This window comes from Mesorhizobium sp. M8A.F.Ca.ET.207.01.1.1 (assembly GCF_004794715.1).
Lineage (GTDB): Bacteria > Pseudomonadota > Alphaproteobacteria > Rhizobiales > Rhizobiaceae > Mesorhizobium.
Genome location: NZ_SRUS01000010.1, coordinates 204,893 through 222,953 on the forward strand (window position 1 = coordinate 204,893; position 18,061 = coordinate 222,953).

Genomic DNA, 18,061 nt, shown 5'->3' on the forward strand with positions numbered 1-18,061 from the left:
GACAATTAGTAAGTCATTATGACTTATTATTGACACCCGCCATTGTTTGTTGCATAACGTCCTCGAACGCTGGCGAGCCGTGACTGCAAGCGTCAATGGCAGGATTTCATGCGAACCAATAGTCTGCGGTTGTCGCGCATAGCGCTGGCATGCACATTGAGTGCCTTCACCGCCTTCGGACCAGCGGCTGCTGGAGCGGCGGACCTTTCCTCGATCCTTTTCGTCAACCCGCTGCCCAAATATCCGGCGTGGCGGCTGATCGGCGACTGCGTCGCCAATCGGGCGAAGGAGCTGAACATTCCCACGACCGAATCCGGTCCGACCACCGGCAATCTCGATGCCACCGTCATGATTCAGCAAATTCAGCAGGGCATCGCCAACAAGGCGGGAGCGATACTGACTTTTCCGGCGACGGCGGGATTTGTTCCCGTGCTCCAGCAGGCGGGGAAGGCCGGCATCATGGTCGGCACGTTCTATGGTGCTTCCGGAACGGAATCCGGTTCGAACGTGAACATCGGTGCGAACTTCACACGGGTCGGCGAAATCTTTGTCGAAGCGATAGCAAAGCGCGAGGGGCCGCAGCATGTCGGGCTGATGGCGCAGGGACCAAGCGGCGCGGCCAAAGCCTTCGTCGACGGGTTCACCGCGGCGGCCGCGAAGACCCAGAACGTCACCGTGTCCGCTGTGGTCTACACCAACGACGATGCCAGCAAGGCGCTTGACCAGGCCAATGCCCTTTTGACGGCGCATCCCGAGGTCAACGTCATCGCCTCGCATATGGGAACCGCCACGCAGGGCGGGACCGCTGCCATCAAGTCAAAAGGCCTGACCGGCAAGGTCGTATTCGTCGCCAACGGGACGGCAGGTGGGGGCGAGCAAGGACTTGCCGACGGCACCGTCTACAAGTTGATGCTGCAGGATCTCTGCACGGCGGGTTCCAAAATGGTCGATTCCGTCGCGGCCATCGCTCGCGGCGAGGCGGTTCAGCCGCAGATCGATGTTGGCGTACGCATGTTCGACGCGAGCGACTACAAGGCGTATCTCGCCAAGGGATGGCAGTGATGGCAATCGCCCAGCCGGACATTCCGGCACCCGCGCTGGAGATGCGCGGGGTGGGCAAGTCGTTCGGCAACGTCAAGGCGTTGTCGAATGTCGATATCACCGCCGGGGTGGCCGAAATCCATGCCATTGTCGGCGACAATGGCGCGGGCAAGTCGACCACGCTCAAGATCATGTGCGGGATTTTCCGTCCGGATCAGGGGCAACTGCGACTGGGCGGAAAGTCGGTTGAGATACGGGACGCGTCGGCGGCCCATCACCTCGGCATCTCGGTTGTTCATCAGGACCTCGCCCTTGTCGAATGCCTGGACATCGCCACGAACATGGCTTTGGGAGCCATTCCGCGCAGGGGGCGCTTCCGGCTGGACCGTCGCCGCATGGAGACGGAAGCCGCCAAGGTGCTGGACGACCTGAAGATAAGGGTCGGCTCGGTCCGCACGCAGATTGGGCTCCTTTCTGGTGGCGAACGTCAAATCGTCGCCATAGCCCGTGCGGTTCGGATGGATCTTCCGATCATGCTTCTCGACGAGCCGACCGCGGCACTGGGAGTCCGGGAGACGGCCCATGTGGGAGAAATCCTCGGCGAACTCCGGCAGCAGGGGAAAGCCGTCATCTGCATCAGCCACGACATGGATTTCGTGTTCCGCAACAGCGACAGCATCACTGTCATGCGGCTGGGGCGCTCGGTCGCGACGCGACGCACCAAGGATACCAGCCGTGATGAAATCATCGGACTGATTACAGGTGCGATCCAGGGCGACACTGCCAGTTCCGATCCAACTTTTGCCTGAACGAGGGAACCAGACCGTGGCCAGCGAACAGGCAGAACACCAATCTTCGACAGCCTCTCAAGGTGTCCTTTCGACATTGATGTTGCGTCAGGAAACGACATTGCTGGCGGTCATCGTGGCGGTTGGGATCGTTGCCACGCTTCGCAACCCCGCATTCCTCAACCCGGCAAATCTCACCGACATCGCCCGCGCGGCGGTGATCTATTTCGTCATGGGCTGCGGCGCTTCACTGCTCATGATCGGAGGCGGGCTCGATTTCTCCGTGGGCGCCGTCTTTACGCTTGGCGGCATCATCTGCGCGTGGTTGTTGGTGTGGGGAGCGCCCTGGCCGCTCGCCGTCCTAGCGGGCGTGGCGGCTGGTGCCGCCGTCGGATACGTCAACAGCGTGATCATCGAGCGGCTGCACGTGCCTCCGATCATAGCGACGCTCGGCACATTCTTCATCGTCGGCGGGCTATGTGTCCAATTCACTGGCGGAGAAGACATTGTCCCGCTGCCCGAAACGTTTCAGGCCCTGGGTCAGGGAGCCGTGCTCGGCGTCCCCTACATCGTTCTCTATGCCATCGCGCTGGGACTGCTTTTCTGGTTCCTGCTCGAGCAGACGCCGTTCGGTGTCGAGACACGCGCGCTGGGTGGCAATCGCAAGGCCGCGATCGCCAACGGCCTCAAGGTCAACAGGCTCGATACGATCCTCTACGTCACCGCCGGCGCCACCGCCGGCCTTGCCGGTGTCATCTACGCGGCGCGCGTTGGAAGTGGCCAAGTTGCCGCCGGCGGACCCTCGGTCACACTCTCGGTCGTCACGGCCGTGCTCATAGGGGGTATAAGCTTGCTCGGAGGCTTGGGCACAATCACCGGCGTTGCGGTCGGGGCCCTCTTGCTATCGGCGATCGATAACGCCCTCATCGTTGCCAGCGTGCCGCCCCAATACAACAGCATCATCATCGGCGCGATCCTTATCTGCGCAGTGGCGGTTGATCACATGCGCAGGGAACGTCTGTACAAGCGCCGCCGGTGAGGTCTTCCCGGAGTTGCCCTGCTCAGGCCGCGTGGGTCTTGCGGCTTGTCCGCGCCCAGGCCGGCAGCCAGTCGCCGTGGGCGGCCAAGAGATCATCGACCAGCGACCAGATCTGGTCGAGGTCGAGTTCGGCCGCCGTGTGCGGATCCATCATCGCCGCGTGGTAGAAGTGTTCGCGGTTTTCCGTCATCAGCGCCCGCACCGTCAGTTCCTGGACATTGATGTTGGTACGGATCAGCGCCGTCAGTTGTGGCGGCAGGTCGCCTATATAGGTCGGCTGAATGCCGGACGCGTCGACCAGGCACGGCACTTCGGCGGCGCAATCGCGGGGCAGCGAGGTGATGCAGCCATTGTTGCGGACATTGCCGTAGATCACCGACGGCTCGCCGGTCCAGACTGAATTCATGATCGAGGAGGCATACTCCCTGGACTCCTCGACCTCGATGCGCTGGGCCGAGCGGTAGGCCTGCGCCTGGTCCTTCCAGCGCTCGATCTGCTCGACGCAGCGCTTGGGATATTCATCGAGCGGAATGCCGTATTTCTCGATCAGATCGGGGCGGCCGTCCTTGATGAAATAGGGCGTGTATTCGGCGAAATGCTCCGAGCTTTCGGTGACGAAATAGCCGAGCCGGGTCAGCATCTCGTAGCGTACCTTGTTGGGGCAGCGCGGGTTCCAGCCGGGCTTCGGCGCGCGGCCCTCGCGATAGGCGCGCACCAGGTCGGGATAAAGATCGCGGTAGGATCCGTCCGGCTGGCGATGCTCGAACTTCAGATAGAAGGCCATGTGGTTGATACCGGCCGAGCGGTAACGAATCTCGTCGTAGGGAAGGTCGAGGTCGTGCGCCAGTTCCATGGCCGTGCCTTGCACCGAGTGGCAAAGCCCGACCTGCCGGATCTCGGGATATTTCTCCGATATCGCCCAGGTGTTGATCGCCATCGGGTTGACATATTGCAGCATGATCGCCTGCGGGCAGACGGCGAGCATGTCCTCGCAGATCTTCCACAGATGCGGCACGGTCCTGAGGCCGCGCATGATGCCGCCAACGCCGAGCGTATCAGCGATGGTCTGGCGCAGGCCGTACGTCTTCGGCACCTCGAAATCGGTGACGGTGCAGGGCTCATAGCCGCCGATCTGGAAGGCGACGACGACGAAATCGGCGCCCGCCAGCGCCTTGCGCTGGTCCGTGTAGGTCTCGGCCTTCGCCTTGACGCCAAGCGTGGCGATCAGCTTGTTGACGACGACCGCGCTTTCTTCCAGCCGCTGCGGGTTGATGTCCATCAGCGCGATCGTGGCGCCCGAAAGCGCCGGCCGCTGCAGCACGTCGCCGACGATGTTCTTCATGAACACCGTCGAACCGGCGCCGATGAAAGTGATCCTGGGATGTCTTGCCACGTTAACCTCCGGCATGTGTTCAGGCCACGTCGAAAGCGGCCCTGACGAGCCGTTCGGTGTAGGCGGTCTTGGGATTGGTGAGGACCTCGTCGACGGGTCCCTGCTCGACGATCTTGCCGTGCTGCATGACGATGACGCGGTGGCACAGCGCGCGCACCACCTTCAGGTCGTGCGAGATGAACAGGTAGCTCAAGCCGCGCTCGTCCTGCAACTTGCGCAAGAGATCGATGATCTGCGCCTGGACGGACAGGTCGAGCGCCGATGTCGGCTCGTCGAGCAGGATGAATTCGGGTTCGAGCGCGATGGCCCGCGCAATCGCGATACGCTGGCGCTGGCCACCGGAGAATTCATGCGGAAACCGCGACAGGATATCGCCCGGCATGCCGGCGCTGACCAGCGCCTCGCGCACCCGCTCTACCCGCTCGCGCCGCGTCGCGCCGATGCTGTTGACGATCAGCCCTTCCTCGATGATCTGGCCGATCGTCATGCGCGGGTTGAGCGAGGAGAACGGGTCCTGGAAGACGATCTGCATGCGCGAGCGCAGCGGCCGCATCTGCGTCCGCGACAGGCCGTGGATCGGCTGGCCGTCGAAACGGATCTCGCCGCGTTTGGCGTCGGTCAGCCGCAGCAACGCCTGGCCGAAGGTGGTCTTGCCGGAACCGGATTCGCCGACCAGTCCCAGCGTCTCGTGGCGGCAAAGCTTGAGATCGAGATCGTCGACCGCGACCAGTTCACGCCAGACCGGTTTGAGAAACGTGCCATGGCGCAGCATGAAGCAGACGCGCACGCCATCCGCCTCGAGGATGGTGCCTGAGCCCTCCGGCAACGGTTGCGGGCGTCCCCTTGGCTCCGAGGCAAGCAGCCGCTGGGTATAGGGATGTCGCGGATCGGCGAACAGCCGTTCGGTGACGTTGTGCTCGCACATTTCGCCATGCTGCATCACATAGACATAGTCGGAAAACTTGCGCACCACGGTGAGATCATGGGTGATCAGGATCACCGCCATCCGCAGCTCTTTCTGCAGATTGCGGATCAGGTTGAGGATTTGGGCCTGCACCGTGACGTCGAGCGCGGTCGTCGGCTCGTCGGCGATCAGCACGTCGGGATTGTTGGCGAGCGCCATGGCGATCATCACGCGCTGGCGCTGCCCGCCCGAGAGCTGGTGGGGATATTGCTTGAGCCGCGCTTCGGGTTCGGGGATCTGCACATGCCGCAAAAGTTCGAGCGCCCGCGCCCAGGCTTGCTTGCGGCTCACCTTGCGATGCACCCTGATCGCCTCGACGATCTGGCTGCCGACCGTATAGATCGGGTTGAGCGAGCTCATCGGCTCCTGGAAGATCATCGAGATGCGGTTGCCGCGCAGCTTGCGCCGGGCGCTCTCGGGGAATTTCAGGATGTCCTGTCCGTCGTAACAGATGCTCGATTTCGGCGACACGGTGGCCCGCCGCGACAGCAGGCCCATGACGGTGCGCGCCGTCACCGACTTGCCGGAACCGGATTCGCCGACGATCGCGATCGTCTCGCCGCGATAGAGCTGGAACGAGATGTCCTTGACCGCTTCGACCACGCCGTGTTCGACCTTGAAGGCGACCTCGATGTTGCGGGCGTCGATGACGGGCTCTCCCTGGCGCCCATCATGGTCGAGGCGGAAGGCTGGTGCGAAGGGCTCGGCGAGTACGATGGTCATCCCGGTCCCCTCAATACGGATCGACGGCGTCGCGCAGGCCGTCGCCCAGCGCGTTGAAGGCGAACACGGTGACGAGCACGAAACCGACCGGTGACAGGATCCAGGGATAGGTGCCGATGACCGAATAGGTCGCGGTGTCCTGCAGCATCAGGCCCCAGGAGATCAGCGGCGGCTTGACGGCGAAGCCGAGGAAACCGAGGAAGGATTCCAGCAGCACTACCGTCGGGATCGCCAGCGTCACGGCGACGATCACATGGCTCATCACATTGGGGAAGATGTGCTGCAGGATGATGCGCTGGTCGGTGGCCCCGACCGCCATGGCGGCGCGCACATATTCGATGCGCGCCAGCGCCAGTGTCTTGCCGCGCACCTCGCGCGACATCTGTGCCCAGCCGAGCGCCGACATGACGATGATGACGAAGGCGAGGAACACATTGGTCGGCGCGGTGACCGGGATCAGCGTCGTCAGCGCGAGATAGAGCGGCAGTTGCGGGAAGGCCAGCACCAATTCGACGAAGCGCTGCATCCAGACATCGAACCGGCCGCCGAAATAGCCTGACACCATGCCGACTGTGGTGCCGATGACGGTGATGATGAAGACGACCGTCAGCGCGATCATCAGCGAAACGCGCGAGCCGTGGATGGCGCGCGACAGCACATCGCGGCCGAATTTATCGGTGCCGAGGAAATGCACCGGCTGGCCGTCCGTCGAGGCAAAGAAATGCCGGTTCGCCGGGATCAGCCCGAAGAGCCTGTAAGGCGCGCCCTCTACGAAGAAGCCAAGCAGCCTTGGGTGGTCGTAGTCGGGACCGACGATGGGCTGAAAGGTGACCGGATCGAGATCGGCCGAATCGGCCAGCGCATAGACCCTCGGCCGCGCGACGAAATTGCCGTCCTTGTCGTGGAAGGAAGGCAGCTGCGGCGGGGCGAAGCCGACATCGGTCGCCTTCGGATCCATCGGCGCCAGGAATTCGGCGAAAACGGCCATGACCAGGAGCAGCACGACCAGCCAAAGCCCGGCCATACCGGTCCAGGAGCGCTTCAGCCGGCGCCAGACAAGCGCCATGTAGCTCTCATTGCCGCGCGCGGGTGCCACTGTGGCTCGCTCGGCCGGCAAGGGTGGTGGTGAAGGGTCGCGCGCCAGCATCTAGCCCTCCCCGAACTGGCGCACGCGCGGATCAAGCAGGACCAGCAGCATGTCGGCGATGATGTTGCCGACGATCAGCGTCGCCGACAGCACCATCATGAAGGTGGCGGTGACATAGACATCGCCGACCGCCATCGAGCCGACGATCGCCGGACCGACGGTCGGCAGCGCGAAGATGATCGCCGTCTCGATCTCGCCGGTTAGCATATAGGGCAGCACCACGCCCTGATACATGACCAGCGGATGCAGAGCGTTGGGCACGGCGTGGCGCATGACGACGGCGCTGCCGGTCAGGCCCTTGGCCTTGGCTGTCTCGACATATTGCGCGTTGAGCGTGTCGAGCAGATTGCCGCGCATGACGCGCATATTGTAGGCGAGGCCGCCGAAGGTGGCGATCGCCACCACCGGCCAGACATGCTTGACCAGGTCGACGAACTTGGCCCACGACCATGGCGCGCCGCCATATTGCGGCGAGAAGAATGAACCGATCTCCGAGACGTTGAACTGGAAGACGAGGAGATAGACGATGATCAGCGCCATCAGGAAGCGCGGCACCGTCATACCGAGGAAAGAGATGGCCGAAAGCGTCGAGTCGATCCAGGTGTATTGCCGGGTCGCCGCCCATATGCCGAAGGTGATGCCCAGCACCGAGGCGAGCAGATGGCAGACCAGCGCCAGCAGCAGCGTGCGCGGCAAGCGCTCGCCGACGACCTCGGCCACTGGCTTGTTGTAATAGAGGCTGTAGCCGAAATCGCCGCGGGTGACGATGCCGCCGATCCAGTTGAGATACTGGACGGGCAGCGGCTTATCGAGGCCGTGTTCGACGCGATAGGCCTGGGCTTGAGCGTCGGCCTCGGCGAAGGAGGCCCCGCCCTGGTTGATCAGCTGCGAGCGAATGTAATCGGCGTAGTCGCCAGGCGGCGCCTGGATGATGGCAAAGGTGACGAGGCTCAGAATAGCGAGAACCGGTATTGCCGACGCTATGCGCGTGAGCAGGAATCGCAACATCGACGGTCCGCTTCCTCATCTCGCCGGACGCTCCCCTGGAGGGGCGCTCGGAGGGTTGGTTTGTCCCGGCCGCGCCAGCGGCGCGGCCGGGTTTCTCTCAGTCAGGGAGGTAAACTTACATCGGGCCTTTAATCTTACATCGGACCCTTGTCTCCAGGCTTGCCGGGAAGCTCTTCCGGGAACAATTCATATTTCGCCTGCTTGTCGGCCGCGACGAAGACCCGTTCGCGGATGATGGAATCCTCGGCCCAGTTGAACATGAAGATCGGCGTGCCCTGCGGAATGTTCGAGAAGCGCTTGTTGACGATCAAGGCGCCGGGATATTCCGTCAGGCCGATATTGTAGACGTGCTCGGTCGAGATCTTCTGGAAGTCCCGCATCAGACTGGCGCGCTGGTTGTTATCCGCCGACGAGACGAATTTGTTGACGATGTCGACGAGGTCCTTCTCGAAAGGCATCAGATCGACCTCGCCGCTTTCCGGCGCGCGATGATCCCAGCTGGTCTTGGGGCCGACTGGAGCGAGCTGCACGGTGTTCTGCACCACGGAGGTCAGCTCCTGCTCATTGCGCCGGATCAGCCAGTCGAAGCGGCCTGAATATTGGGTGGCATCGCGCTGCGTGCCGTTAAGCCCGTTGAGCACGATCCGGAGACCAAGCTTCTCCATCTGCGCCACCACGCCTTCGGCGAGGCTCTTGTCGGTCGTGTAGTCGTTGTTGACCAGCATCACGATTTCGACGTTCTTGCCGCCGGCGGTGCCGGCTGGAAAGTTGACGAAGCCGTCGCCGTCTGTGTCCTTCAGACCGGCCTTGGCGAGTTCGGCCTTGGCGCCCTCGAGGTCGAAAGCATAGTAGACGGTGGATTTGCGGTCGTAGAAGCTGGTGCCCGAGGAGAGGCCGCCTGGATAGATCGCGGTGAACGGCCCCTTGACGAGGGAATCGCCCAGCGCCTTGCGGTCAAGCGCCATGGTGACCGCCTTGCGGAAATCCTCGTTGCGGTTCAGTTCGCGGATCGCTTGGCCGCGCTCATCGGGGTTGCCCCAGCCGTTGGCGGAAAAGTTCAGGCGCAGATTGTAGCCGATCAGCCGTGGGCCGAAGGCCAGACGCGCCGGCGCATTCGGCTCGGCCGCGCGCTTCAGGGAGGCAACGAAATTTTCCGGCTGCTCGAGATTGGAGAAATCGCCTGCGCCGGCGACCGCCTGAACGTCGCGGTCGGCCCAGGTCGACAGTTTGTAATGCAGCTCGTTGAGATAGGGCAGCTGGTTGCCCTTCTCGTCCACCTTCCAATAGTAGGGATTGCGCCGCATGACGATGATGTCGTCGGCCCGATATTCGACCGGCACCCAGGCGCCCATGACAGGCATGTTCATATATTCTGGCGGGAAGGCGTTCTTGAACTGGTCGTAGGTGTTCTTCGAATATTTCGGGTGCTGCGGCTTCAAGATGTGCGCGGGACCGGGGCAGAACGTGCCATAGGCCATTGCGTAGAGGTGCTGCTTCGGGAAGGCGTCCTTGAAGGTCCACTCGACGGTGTAGTCGTCGATCTTCTTGAGCGTCGTGCCGACGCCGAAGGTTTCCTGGGTGGCGCCATTGAGCGGCGAGACGTTGGGATCCATGACCTCGTCGTCCCAGTAGAACATGACGTCGTCGGCGTTGAATGGCACGCCGTCGGACCATTTGGCGCCTTCGACGAGATGCATGGTCAGCTTGTGACCATCGGCCGACCAGTCCCAGCTTTTGGCGAGGTTGGGCAGCGGCTCGGTGTCCTTCGCCTCGACCTGGAACAGCGGCGCGGTGCGCGTCAGGCACTCGGAAAGGCCGATGTCGATGCCGCCCCAGCCCTGGGTCTGGCCGGCGCCGTAGTTCCAGCCTTCCGGCCGGCCGCCGATGACGTGGCGCATCGTATCGCCGTAGACGCCGATACCGTCCGGCATGTTGGCGGTCTTGAAGACCAGCGGCTCTTTCGGCAGCCGGTCTTTCACCGGCGGCAGCTTGCCGATCTTGACGTATTTTTCCGTCACCCAGCCGGGCTCGTGATACTCGGGCAGCGCCTTGAACTCCAGGACCGAGTCGCGCGCCACGTATTTGATCTTGCCCTCGGCCGGAAACGTCGCCGGGACCGGCGGCACGGTCGGTTCGGAAGCGAAAGCGCTGAGCGCCGGAACGGAGACGCTCAGCGCCAGTCCAGCGGCAATGCCAATGCTGCGTAGGTTCCTCATGGTCTCCTCCCTCGTGTTCAGACGTCTGCTGCTGCTTGTCCTGTTAGGCCTCGACGCAATTCCGGACGGAGATTCACCCTTCTCCTGGAATTGCTCCGGCACGCCTGACTGCGGTGGACCTGCCTCCCTGGATCCACTGGCGCGCCCGGTTTTCAGCCGGCCTGTTTCAGCGCGGCCTTTTCGGCGCGCAATTCCTCGATCGAGCGTACGCTTCGGCGCGCGGCACCCGCCCATTCGCGGGTCTTGACTGCGGATTTCGACAGTCGTTCCTTGGCCGCCGGAACCGCATGGGCATATTGCGGCAGCCATTGCGCCTGGGCGACGACCATTTCGTCCACCATCTGCCAAACCTCCTCGGGCGTCGACACGGCGCCGACCAGCGGATCGTGCAGCACGGCAAGCTTCAGAAGATCGATGTCGCCAGATATGGCGGCATGGACCGACATGCGCTGGACGTTGATCGAGGCTATGCAGGTGGCGGCGCAGGCTTCCGGCAACGTGATGCCGGCAGCCATGTTGATGCCGAAGCGGTCGACGAAGCCGGGCGACTCGATGATGGCGTCGCGTGGCAGATTGGTGATCACGCCGTCATTCTTGACGTTGAAGTGGCCACGATAGACGCGGTTGGTCTCCAGCGCCTCCAATATGTGGCTGGCATGCTCGTTGGAGCGCTTTTGCGGATCGATTGGCTTCGACGCCGCTTCGAGGAATTGCGGATATTCGGTCTCGAACCAGTTGCGGGTTTCCGTGGAATAGCGGAGGTAGCCGCCGGTCTCGCCGTGGATCCAGTCCGACATGTCGATCCAGCGGGTGATCTCGTCGGGACGCTTGCGGTACCAGGGCAGATATTCGGAGAGATGTCCGTTGCTTTCGGTGGAATAGACGCCGAAGCGCTTCAGCACATCGATGCGCAGCTTTTCCTGCCGGGAATAGACCGGGTGCGCCTCGAAGGCGGCGACCAGTTCGTCCTTGCCGATTTCGCGGCCGTTCAGCCTGAGCTCGATGAACCAGGTCTGGTGGTTGATGCCGGAACAGACATAGTCGAGTTCCCCAGGCGATTTCGCGCCCAGCACCTCGGCGATCTGTTCGGCGCCGTGCTGGACGCCGTGGCAGAGCCCAACCGTGTCGACCTTGCCGTATTCGATCGCCGCCCAGGTGTTCATCGCCATCGGGTTGGCGTAGTTGAGGAATTTCGCGTTCGTCTCGGCAACCTCGCGAATATCCCGGCAGAAATCCAGGATCACCGGAATGTTGCGCTGGCCGTAGAGGATGCCGCCGGCGCAGATCGTGTCGCCGACGCACTGGTCGATGCCGTATTTCAGGGGAATGCGGATATCGTCGGCATAAGCTTCGAGGCCGCCGACCCGCACGCAGCTGATGATATAGCGCGCGCCCTCGATTGCCTTGCGGCGGTCTGTTGTCGCGGTCACCCTGGTCGGCAATCCGTTCGCCTCGACGATCCTGTCGAGGATCGCCTTGATCATCCCCAGATTGTGCTCGCTGACGTCGGTCAGGGCGAATTCAATGTCCTTGAATTCAGGCACACACAGAATGTCGGTGAACAGCTTCTTGGTGAAACCGACGCTGCCGGCGCCGATAATAGCGATTTTGAAACTCATCACCTTCACCTCGATCCAATCGAATGCTAGGCAAGGAGCAGCAAGGGAGGAAAATGGCCACACGCCTTGGTGTGCATGCCATTCAAGCCGGAATCCGGCTTTCTTTCCTCCCGCCCGCTCCTCGATCGCGGGTTGTTCGCGTTCTTCGAGGCGGGATTATGCGCTTATTCGCGGTCACGGCCAGAGAAGGATTATGCTTTCAGGGGTAATTTTGTGCTGCGTGATTTGATCGCCAACGGACAATCGATGCGGACGGTCTCGCTGCCGCGCGGCCGCCAGCGCCTGCATGCCATGCCGACGAGCACAGGCTATGAGTTACGCGAGGACGTGACCTATGACTGGGATGGGCGCAAGCGCGGCCAGACGCCGTTCACCGTGCTCCAGCACACGATCAGCGGCACCGGCCGGCTGCGCTACGAGAACCGCGACTACCGCCTGCAGACGAACGACACGCTTCTGGTGCTGGTGCCGCACAACCACCGCTACTGGCTGGCCAAGGACGAGCGCTGGGAATATTTCTGGATCTCGATGAACGGCGAGGAGGCGTTGCGCATCCACAAATCGATCCTCGACGTGTCGGGGCCGGTCTTTCGGCTGCAGCCGGCGACGATCGACCATCTCGCCGATTGCAGCCTGCGTCTCATCAAGGGGGCCGCTTCGCCAGGTGCTGCTTCGGCCATCGCCTACGAGGCCGCGATGGCGCTTTATGACGATGTGTTCGGCTCGCACGCCTTTGCCGAAAAACAGAGCGCCATGCAACCTGTCATCGATCACATCAACGCCAATCTCGACAAAGCCCTGCCGGTGGCGGACCTCGTCCAGATCAGCGGGCTCAGCCGGGCTCATTTCTCGCGCTGCTTCGCCGAGAGCGAAGGCCTGCCGCCCGCCGAGTTCGTGCTGCAGCAGCGGCTGCAACGGGCGGCGAAGCTTTTGACGAAAGCGGACTTCCTGCCGGTGAAGGAAGTGGCCATCCTGTGCGGTTTCGAGGACGCGAATTATTTTTCGAAGGTCTTCCGCCGGCTCTACGGGACGACGCCCAGCCAGTTCCGCACCACCGGCATGTATGCCAGCTTGCAAACCCCGGCCAGGCGCGGCGCCAGACTGTCGGACGACGAGATCTGACGCCGCTTCGAGCCTCGTGCCATCAGGCCGCGTGCAGGCTGCCGCCGTCCAGCCACTCGCGTTGGGCGGGCGAAAGCGCGATGTCCAGCGCCCGCAGGCTGTCGTCCAGTTCGCCCAGCGTGCGCGGCCCAATCAAGGGAACCGACGGGAAAGGCTGATTGAGCACATAGGCCAGCGCAATGTGGATCGGGCTCTTGCGCAGCCGGGCGGCGAGTTCGATCGCGCGGTCGCGGCGGCCGAAATTGCGCTCGGAGTACCAGACCCGCACCAGTTCCTCGCTGTCCAGCCTGTCGCGCCCGGCGCGATCGGTGAAGAAGCCGCGTCCCTGGCTCGACCAGGCGAAGTTGGGCATCTGCCTGGATGTCAGCCAGGCCTTCCAGTCATCGGTAGAAGAGGTGATGCAGCCGGCCCAGATCGGTTCCAGCATCTCGGCCAGCGAGAAATTGTTGGAGAGCACGCCCGGCTTCTGCTTGCCCGTGCGCTCGGCATAGGCAATCGCCTCGTCCATGCGCTGCATCGTCCAGTTCGAGCCGCCGAACGGTCCCCGGATGCGGCCGGCCCTCACCTCGCGATCCATCGCGTCGACGAACTCACCGACCGGCACGTCCGGATTGTCGCGGTGCATGAAATAGATATCGACATGGTCGGTCTGCAGGCGGTCGAGCGACTGGGCAAGCTGCTTGCCGATCACGTCGGGATAGCAGAGCGGCGAATGCGCGCCCTTGGCGATAACGACCGATTGCTCACGCACGCCACGGTTCCTCAGCCATTGGCCGAGCAGCGTCTCGGTGTAGCCGCCCCCATAGACATAGCCGGTGTCGAACAGATTGCCGCCGGCTTCGAAGAAGGCGTCGAGCAGGATCGACCCGGAGGAGAAGGTGCGGAAATCCTCGAAACCGAGCGCCACCACCGAAGCCGGCTTCGCCACGCCCGGAATGGTGCGCTTGCCGATCGCCGTGCCGCCCGAACGCAAGGGCCGGCCTGAGATGGTGTTGGTGCGCAGCGAGGCCTTCTCGATCTCATATTCCAGTCCCACGGCCGCACGCCATCTGTCGAGCACGCGCAAGGTGCCGAGGCTGTCGGCCCAGCCCATGCCCGGCCAGGCGAATTCCTGCCGCCCGGCGCGGATCGCCTCGCCGGCGGCATCGACCTCGAAGGAATAGACGTGGCGCTTCTCGTTGACGCTGATGGTCTCGCGCGTACCGTCGGCGCCGATCACGTCGATCCGGCCGAGGCCGACATCGCGGTCGCCGCCGGCGAACCAGAAGTCGGGAACCTCAATACGCCCCTTTGTGCCGAAGATACGCAGCACATTGTCCTGGTTGAGCGAGATGCTGCAGGAAACTTCCGCGACGATACCGCCTGGAAAATGCAGGACAGCGGAGGCCCATTCGTCGACGCCGGATTGACCAAGATGGGCGGTGCCGGCGACGTTGTCGGGTTCGGCGAATGGCTCTCCCGCGGCGGCGCCGGCAATGAGGCGCACCATCGAAACGGGATAGCCGCCGACATCGAGGATGCCGCCGCCGGCAAGATCGTTGGCGTAGAGCCGATGTTCCGGCATGAAATCAGGCATGGCGAAGCCAAAGCTCGACTTGATCATCCTGATCTCGCCGATGACGCCCGACTTGACCAGGTCCACCAGTTGCAGCGTCTGCGGGTGGAGCCGGTACATGAAGGCCTCGCCGAGGAAGGTGCCGGCCTTTCGCGCCGCATGCATCATGGCGTCGGCCTCGAAGGCCGTTAGCGCGAGCGGCTTTTCGCAAAGCACATGCTTTCCCGCTTCCGCAGCCCTGATCGCCCATTGCGCGTGTCCGGGATGCGGTACCGCGATGTAGATGGCGTCGATTTCCGGATCGGCAAGCAGCGCTTCATAGCCTTCGAGGATGCGGGCGCCGGGGAAGCTCTCGGCCAGGCCCGGCTTGCCGGGGTTGCGGGCGCCGATGGCGACCAGTGTCCCTGTGCGCGACCCGGCGACGCCGCCGGCAAAGGCCTTGGCAATGCCCCCCGGCCCGAGGATGCCCCAGCGAATGGGCGTTGATACAGTCATGTCATTCTCCTTGCGGGCTTGGAAAGGGGCGGCCGGTCAGCGCAGCCGCAGCCCCTTTTCGTCGAACAGGTAGGACTTGCGGATGGAAACGGTGACCTTCGATGTCTGGGGGACCTTTGCCGCGGCGCGCTGGATCACGATGTCCTCGCCATGGCTCGTCCTGGCGTAAAGGAAGCTCGTGCCGCCGAGGTGCTCGACCACGTCGATGGTGGCGGTGAGGTCGGCGTCGCCTTCACCGGCGCTGCCAAAATGTTCGGGCCGCACGCCGACGATGACCTTGCTCCCAGGTTCCGGCGCGGCAACCGTCAGGGGCTGTGTGATGCGGGTTTGCTCCTCGCCCGCCAGCTCGACCACGACGCCTTTTGCATCACGCCCGACAATGTGGGCCTTGATGAAGTTCATCTTCGGCGAACCGACAAAGCCAGCCACGAAAATATTGTCGGGATTGTCATAGAGATCGAGCGGCCGGCCGATCTGCTCGACATGGCCGCCGCGCAGCACGACGATCCGATCGGCGAGCGTCATCGCCTCGGTCTGGTCGTGGGTGACATAGACCATGGTGGCGCCGAGCTCCTTGTGCAGTCTTGAGATCTCGACCCGCATCTGCACGCGCAGTTCGGCGTCGAGATTGGAGAGCGGCTCGTCGAACAGGAACACTTGCGGCTCGCGCACGATGGCGCGGCCGATGGCGACACGCTGGCGCTGGCCGCCGGAGAGTTTCTTGGGACGGCGGTCCATCAATTCGCTGATGCGCAGGATCTCGGCCGCGCGCTTCACCCGCCGCTCGGTGTCGGCCTTGGGGTTGCCGGTCATGCGCAGCCCGAAGGAGAGGTTCTGTTCGACGCTCATATGCGGATAGAGCGCGTAGGACTGGAAGACCATAGCGATGCCGCGATCGGCCGGCTCGACATCGTTGACCACCTTGCCGCCGATGGCGATCTCGCCGCCGCTGATGTCCTCGAGCCCGGCGATCATCCTGAGCAGCGTGGACTTGCCGCAGCCTGACGGGCCGACGAAGACGACGAACTCGCCATCGGCGATGTCGATGTTGGCGCCGTGGACGACCTCGAAGGCGCCGAAGCGCTTGGCGACGTTTGTGAGCGTGACGGTTGCCATTCTGCTCCCTATTTGACCGCGCCCGCGGCGATGCCGGCGATGAAATGACGCTGCAGGAGCACGAAGACGACAAGCATCGGCATGGTCAGCATCACCGCGCCCGCCATGATGCCGCCCCAAGAGACTTTGGTCAGGCCGATCAGCGTGCCGAGCGCCACGGGTGCTGTCATCGAACCCGGCTGGCTGTTGATGAGCAACGGCCAGAGATAGTTGTTCCAGGAGGCAAGGAACAGGATGATGCAGAGCGCGGCCAGCATCGGCCGCGCCAACGGCAAGGCGATGAAGACGAAGATACGCCACTCCTTGACGCCCTCGACGCGGGCGGCATCGAACAGGTCGTCGGGCATCATGGAAAAACTCTGGCGCATGAACAGCACGCCAAGCGAATTGAACAGCGGCGGCACGATCAGCGCCACCCATGTGTTGGCGAGCTTGAAGTCGCGCGCCACCATGATGAATTGCGGGATCAGCACCACCGCATAGGGCAGCGTGATGGTGCCCAGGATGATGGCGACGACCACGCTTTTGCCGAAGAACTGGTAGCGGGCCAGCGCCCAGCCGGCCATCGAGGTCAAAAGCACCGACAGGACGGTGTAGGTCACCGCCACGCAAACGGAGATGACGATGGCGCCGACGAAGTCGGTGTCATGCTGCAGATTGTTGAAATTGTCGATGAAATTGCCGTGCGGCAACAGTTCGATGCCGGGGCTGAAGATGCCATTGTCGGGCATGGTCGAGAACACCACCATCATCCACAGCGGAAACAGCCAGATCAGCGCCAGCGGCGTCAGGAAGAGGTGCAGCGCGATGCTTCGTTTCAGTCTTGCCGATGAGAGCGAGCTCATTTCGGTTCCCTCGTCAGCCACAGCTGCACCAGCGTGATGGCGATCGCCAGCCCCGCCATGGTGTAGGCCACGGCCGAGGCATAGCCGAAATTGAGCGAGCGGAAGCCCTGGCGGTAGAGCAGCAGGCCGAGCGTCTCGGTGCCGCCGCCCGGCCCGCCGCGCTCGGTGATCAGGAACGGCTCGGTGAACAATTGCATGGTGCCGATGATCGACAGCACGGCGCAGAAGACGATGACCGGCTTCAACAGCGGCAGGGTGATGTGGAAGAATTGCTTGAGCTTGCTCACCCGGTCGAGCGTCGCCGCCTCATAGACATCCTCGGGAATGGATTGCATGCCGGCCAGCAGGATGATGGCGTTGTAGCCGGCCCAGCGCCAGGTGACCGCGATCATGATCAGCGCCATGGCCGGCGTGACGTTGGAGAACCAGTCGACCTTGGGCAGGCCGATGCTGTTCAGGAGCTTGTTGACGATGCCGAAATCGAGGCTGAACATCAGCCGGAACACAGCGGAATAGGCGACCTCGCCGACCACCACCGGGGCGAAGAAGGCGAAGCGGTAGAGGCCGCGCGCCTTGAGCAGCGGCGAATTCAGAAGCACCGCCATCACCATGGCCAGCGCGATCATCACCGGAACCTGGATGACCAGGATGAGCAGCGTATTCTTCAGCGCGTTGAAGAAGGCGGGGTCGCCGATCAGCCGGCCCCAGTTGAAGCCGGGCGCGAAGCGCCAGGGCACGGTGCGCGTCGCCTGGAACGAGATCAGGAAAGAGGAGATGATCGGCCACACCCAGAAGATGGCGAAGATCAGGAGATAGGGCGTGAGAAAGCGATAGGCCGTCGCATTGCGGTTGCGCATCTTTTCTCCTCCTCCTTTCTGTTTTTCCGGTTTGTGAGGCAGCAATTGCCGAAGTAGGCGCCGCCCCTCATCCGCCTGCCGGCACCTTCTCCCCGTATAGTGACGGGGAGAAGGAAGCTGTCAGCACCTCAGG

14 protein-coding genes are annotated in these 18,061 nt (G+C 63.1%); 4 read left to right on the plus strand and 10 right to left on the minus strand.

What is annotated here, in order from left to right; translation table 11 throughout:
- Window positions 1-108 precede the first annotated feature (108 nt).
- The 3 genes from EN850_RS26680 to EN850_RS26690 are packed head-to-tail and all read left to right on the plus strand — an operon-like array spanning window position 109 to window position 2,868.
- The gene (locus EN850_RS26680; RefSeq protein ID WP_127276810.1) at window positions 109-1,062 is read left to right on the plus strand and encodes a sugar ABC transporter substrate-binding protein; all 954 of its coding nucleotides are present in this window, start codon (window positions 109-111) and stop codon (window positions 1,060-1,062) included.
- Window positions 1,062-1,850 carry an ATP-binding cassette domain-containing protein gene (locus EN850_RS26685; RefSeq protein ID WP_210212409.1) on the plus strand — a complete coding sequence of 263 codons (789 nt, stop codon included), beginning with the start codon at window positions 1,062-1,064 and terminating at the stop codon, window positions 1,848-1,850. Before EN850_RS26680 ends, EN850_RS26685 begins: the two co-directional genes overlap by 1 nt.
- Before the next feature lie 16 nt (window positions 1,851-1,866).
- On the plus strand, window positions 1,867-2,868 hold the full coding sequence (locus tag EN850_RS26690; RefSeq protein ID WP_135916971.1) for an ABC transporter permease: 1,002 nt from the start codon (window positions 1,867-1,869) through the stop codon (window positions 2,866-2,868).
- A gap of 22 nt (window positions 2,869-2,890) precedes the next feature.
- Here EN850_RS26690 and EN850_RS26695 read toward each other — a convergent pair whose 3' ends face one another.
- The 6 genes from EN850_RS26695 to EN850_RS26720 form a co-directional block, all read right to left on the minus strand.
- Window positions 2,891-4,261 carry an alpha-glucosidase/alpha-galactosidase gene (locus EN850_RS26695; protein ID WP_136092628.1) on the minus strand — a complete coding sequence of 457 codons (1,371 nt, stop codon included), beginning with the start codon at window positions 4,259-4,261 and terminating at the stop codon, window positions 2,891-2,893.
- A gap of 19 nt (window positions 4,262-4,280) precedes the next feature.
- Window positions 4,281-5,948: an ABC transporter ATP-binding protein gene (locus EN850_RS26700; protein WP_136092629.1), complete on the minus strand. Its 1,668-nt coding sequence runs from the start codon at window positions 5,946-5,948 to the stop codon at window positions 4,281-4,283.
- Between the two features lie 10 nt (window positions 5,949-5,958).
- Window positions 5,959-7,095 carry an ABC transporter permease gene (locus EN850_RS26705; protein WP_127276818.1) on the minus strand — a complete coding sequence of 379 codons (1,137 nt, stop codon included), beginning with the start codon at window positions 7,093-7,095 and terminating at the stop codon, window positions 5,959-5,961.
- Entirely contained in the window at window positions 7,096-8,103 is a 1,008-nt protein-coding gene (locus tag EN850_RS26710; protein ID WP_127276820.1) for an ABC transporter permease, read from the minus strand. It abuts the gene before it with no gap.
- Window positions 8,104-8,237: 134 nt separating this feature from the next.
- Window positions 8,238-10,319, minus strand: a complete 2,082-nt coding sequence (locus tag EN850_RS26715) for an ABC transporter substrate-binding protein (RefSeq protein ID WP_135881032.1) — start codon at window positions 10,317-10,319, stop codon at window positions 8,238-8,240.
- 152 nt (window positions 10,320-10,471) lie between these two features.
- Window positions 10,472-11,938 carry an alpha-glucosidase/alpha-galactosidase gene (locus tag EN850_RS26720; RefSeq protein ID WP_135881033.1) on the minus strand — a complete coding sequence of 489 codons (1,467 nt, stop codon included), beginning with the start codon at window positions 11,936-11,938 and terminating at the stop codon, window positions 10,472-10,474.
- Between the two features lie 66 nt (window positions 11,939-12,004).
- Between EN850_RS26720 and EN850_RS26725 the strand changes: the two genes are divergently transcribed.
- On the plus strand, window positions 12,005-13,060 hold the full coding sequence (locus EN850_RS26725) for an AraC family transcriptional regulator (protein WP_348630941.1): 1,056 nt from the start codon (window positions 12,005-12,007) through the stop codon (window positions 13,058-13,060).
- Between the two features lie 22 nt (window positions 13,061-13,082).
- Here the strand turns inward: EN850_RS26725 and EN850_RS26730 are convergent, their stop codons facing one another.
- Genes EN850_RS26730 through EN850_RS26745 form a run of 4 tightly spaced genes read right to left on the minus strand, consistent with a single transcriptional unit; the run spans window position 13,083 to window position 17,928 of the window.
- Window positions 13,083-15,110: an aldo/keto reductase gene (locus tag EN850_RS26730; protein ID WP_136092630.1), complete on the minus strand. Its 2,028-nt coding sequence runs from the start codon at window positions 15,108-15,110 to the stop codon at window positions 13,083-13,085.
- Between the two features lie 36 nt (window positions 15,111-15,146).
- A complete protein-coding gene (gene ugpC / locus EN850_RS26735; protein WP_135932875.1) occupies window positions 15,147-16,226 on the minus strand; it encodes a sn-glycerol-3-phosphate ABC transporter ATP-binding protein UgpC in 1,080 nt (359 codons plus the stop codon).
- Between the two features lie 8 nt (window positions 16,227-16,234).
- Window positions 16,235-17,071 carry a carbohydrate ABC transporter permease gene (locus EN850_RS26740; protein WP_136092631.1) on the minus strand — a complete coding sequence of 279 codons (837 nt, stop codon included), beginning with the start codon at window positions 17,069-17,071 and terminating at the stop codon, window positions 16,235-16,237.
- Window positions 17,068-17,928 (minus strand): sugar ABC transporter permease, encoded by an 861-nt coding sequence (locus tag EN850_RS26745; protein ID WP_127870823.1) that lies wholly within the window; start codon window positions 17,926-17,928, stop codon window positions 17,068-17,070. The genes EN850_RS26740 and EN850_RS26745 overlap by 4 nt, the downstream gene beginning before the upstream one ends.
- Window positions 17,929-18,061 lie beyond the last annotated feature (133 nt).

Excerpts from the sequence above, each read along its gene's own strand:
- EN850_RS26680 (WP_127276810.1), top strand. The coding sequence starts at position 109 with ATGCGAACCAATAGTCTGCGGTTGTCGCGCATAGCGCTGGCATGCACA.
- EN850_RS26685 (WP_210212409.1), top strand. The coding sequence starts at position 1,062 with ATGGCAATCGCCCAGCCGGACATTCCGGCACCCGCGCTGGAGATGCGC.
- EN850_RS26700 (WP_136092629.1), bottom strand. The coding sequence starts at position 5,948 with ATGACCATCGTACTCGCCGAGCCCTTCGCACCAGCCTTCCGCCTCGAC.
- EN850_RS26705 (WP_127276818.1), bottom strand. The coding sequence starts at position 7,095 with ATGCTGGCGCGCGACCCTTCACCACCACCCTTGCCGGCCGAGCGAGCC.
- EN850_RS26710 (WP_127276820.1), bottom strand. The coding sequence starts at position 8,103 with ATGTTGCGATTCCTGCTCACGCGCATAGCGTCGGCAATACCGGTTCTC.
- EN850_RS26715 (WP_135881032.1), bottom strand. The coding sequence starts at position 10,319 with ATGAGGAACCTACGCAGCATTGGCATTGCCGCTGGACTGGCGCTGAGC.
- EN850_RS26720 (WP_135881033.1), bottom strand. The coding sequence starts at position 11,938 with ATGAGTTTCAAAATCGCTATTATCGGCGCCGGCAGCGTCGGTTTCACC.
- EN850_RS26730 (WP_136092630.1), bottom strand. The coding sequence starts at position 15,110 with ATGACTGTATCAACGCCCATTCGCTGGGGCATCCTCGGGCCGGGGGGC.
- ugpC (WP_135932875.1), bottom strand. The coding sequence starts at position 16,226 with ATGGCAACCGTCACGCTCACAAACGTCGCCAAGCGCTTCGGCGCCTTC.
- EN850_RS26740 (WP_136092631.1), bottom strand. The coding sequence starts at position 17,071 with ATGAGCTCGCTCTCATCGGCAAGACTGAAACGAAGCATCGCGCTGCAC.
- EN850_RS26745 (WP_127870823.1), bottom strand. The coding sequence starts at position 17,928 with ATGCGCAACCGCAATGCGACGGCCTATCGCTTTCTCACGCCCTATCTC.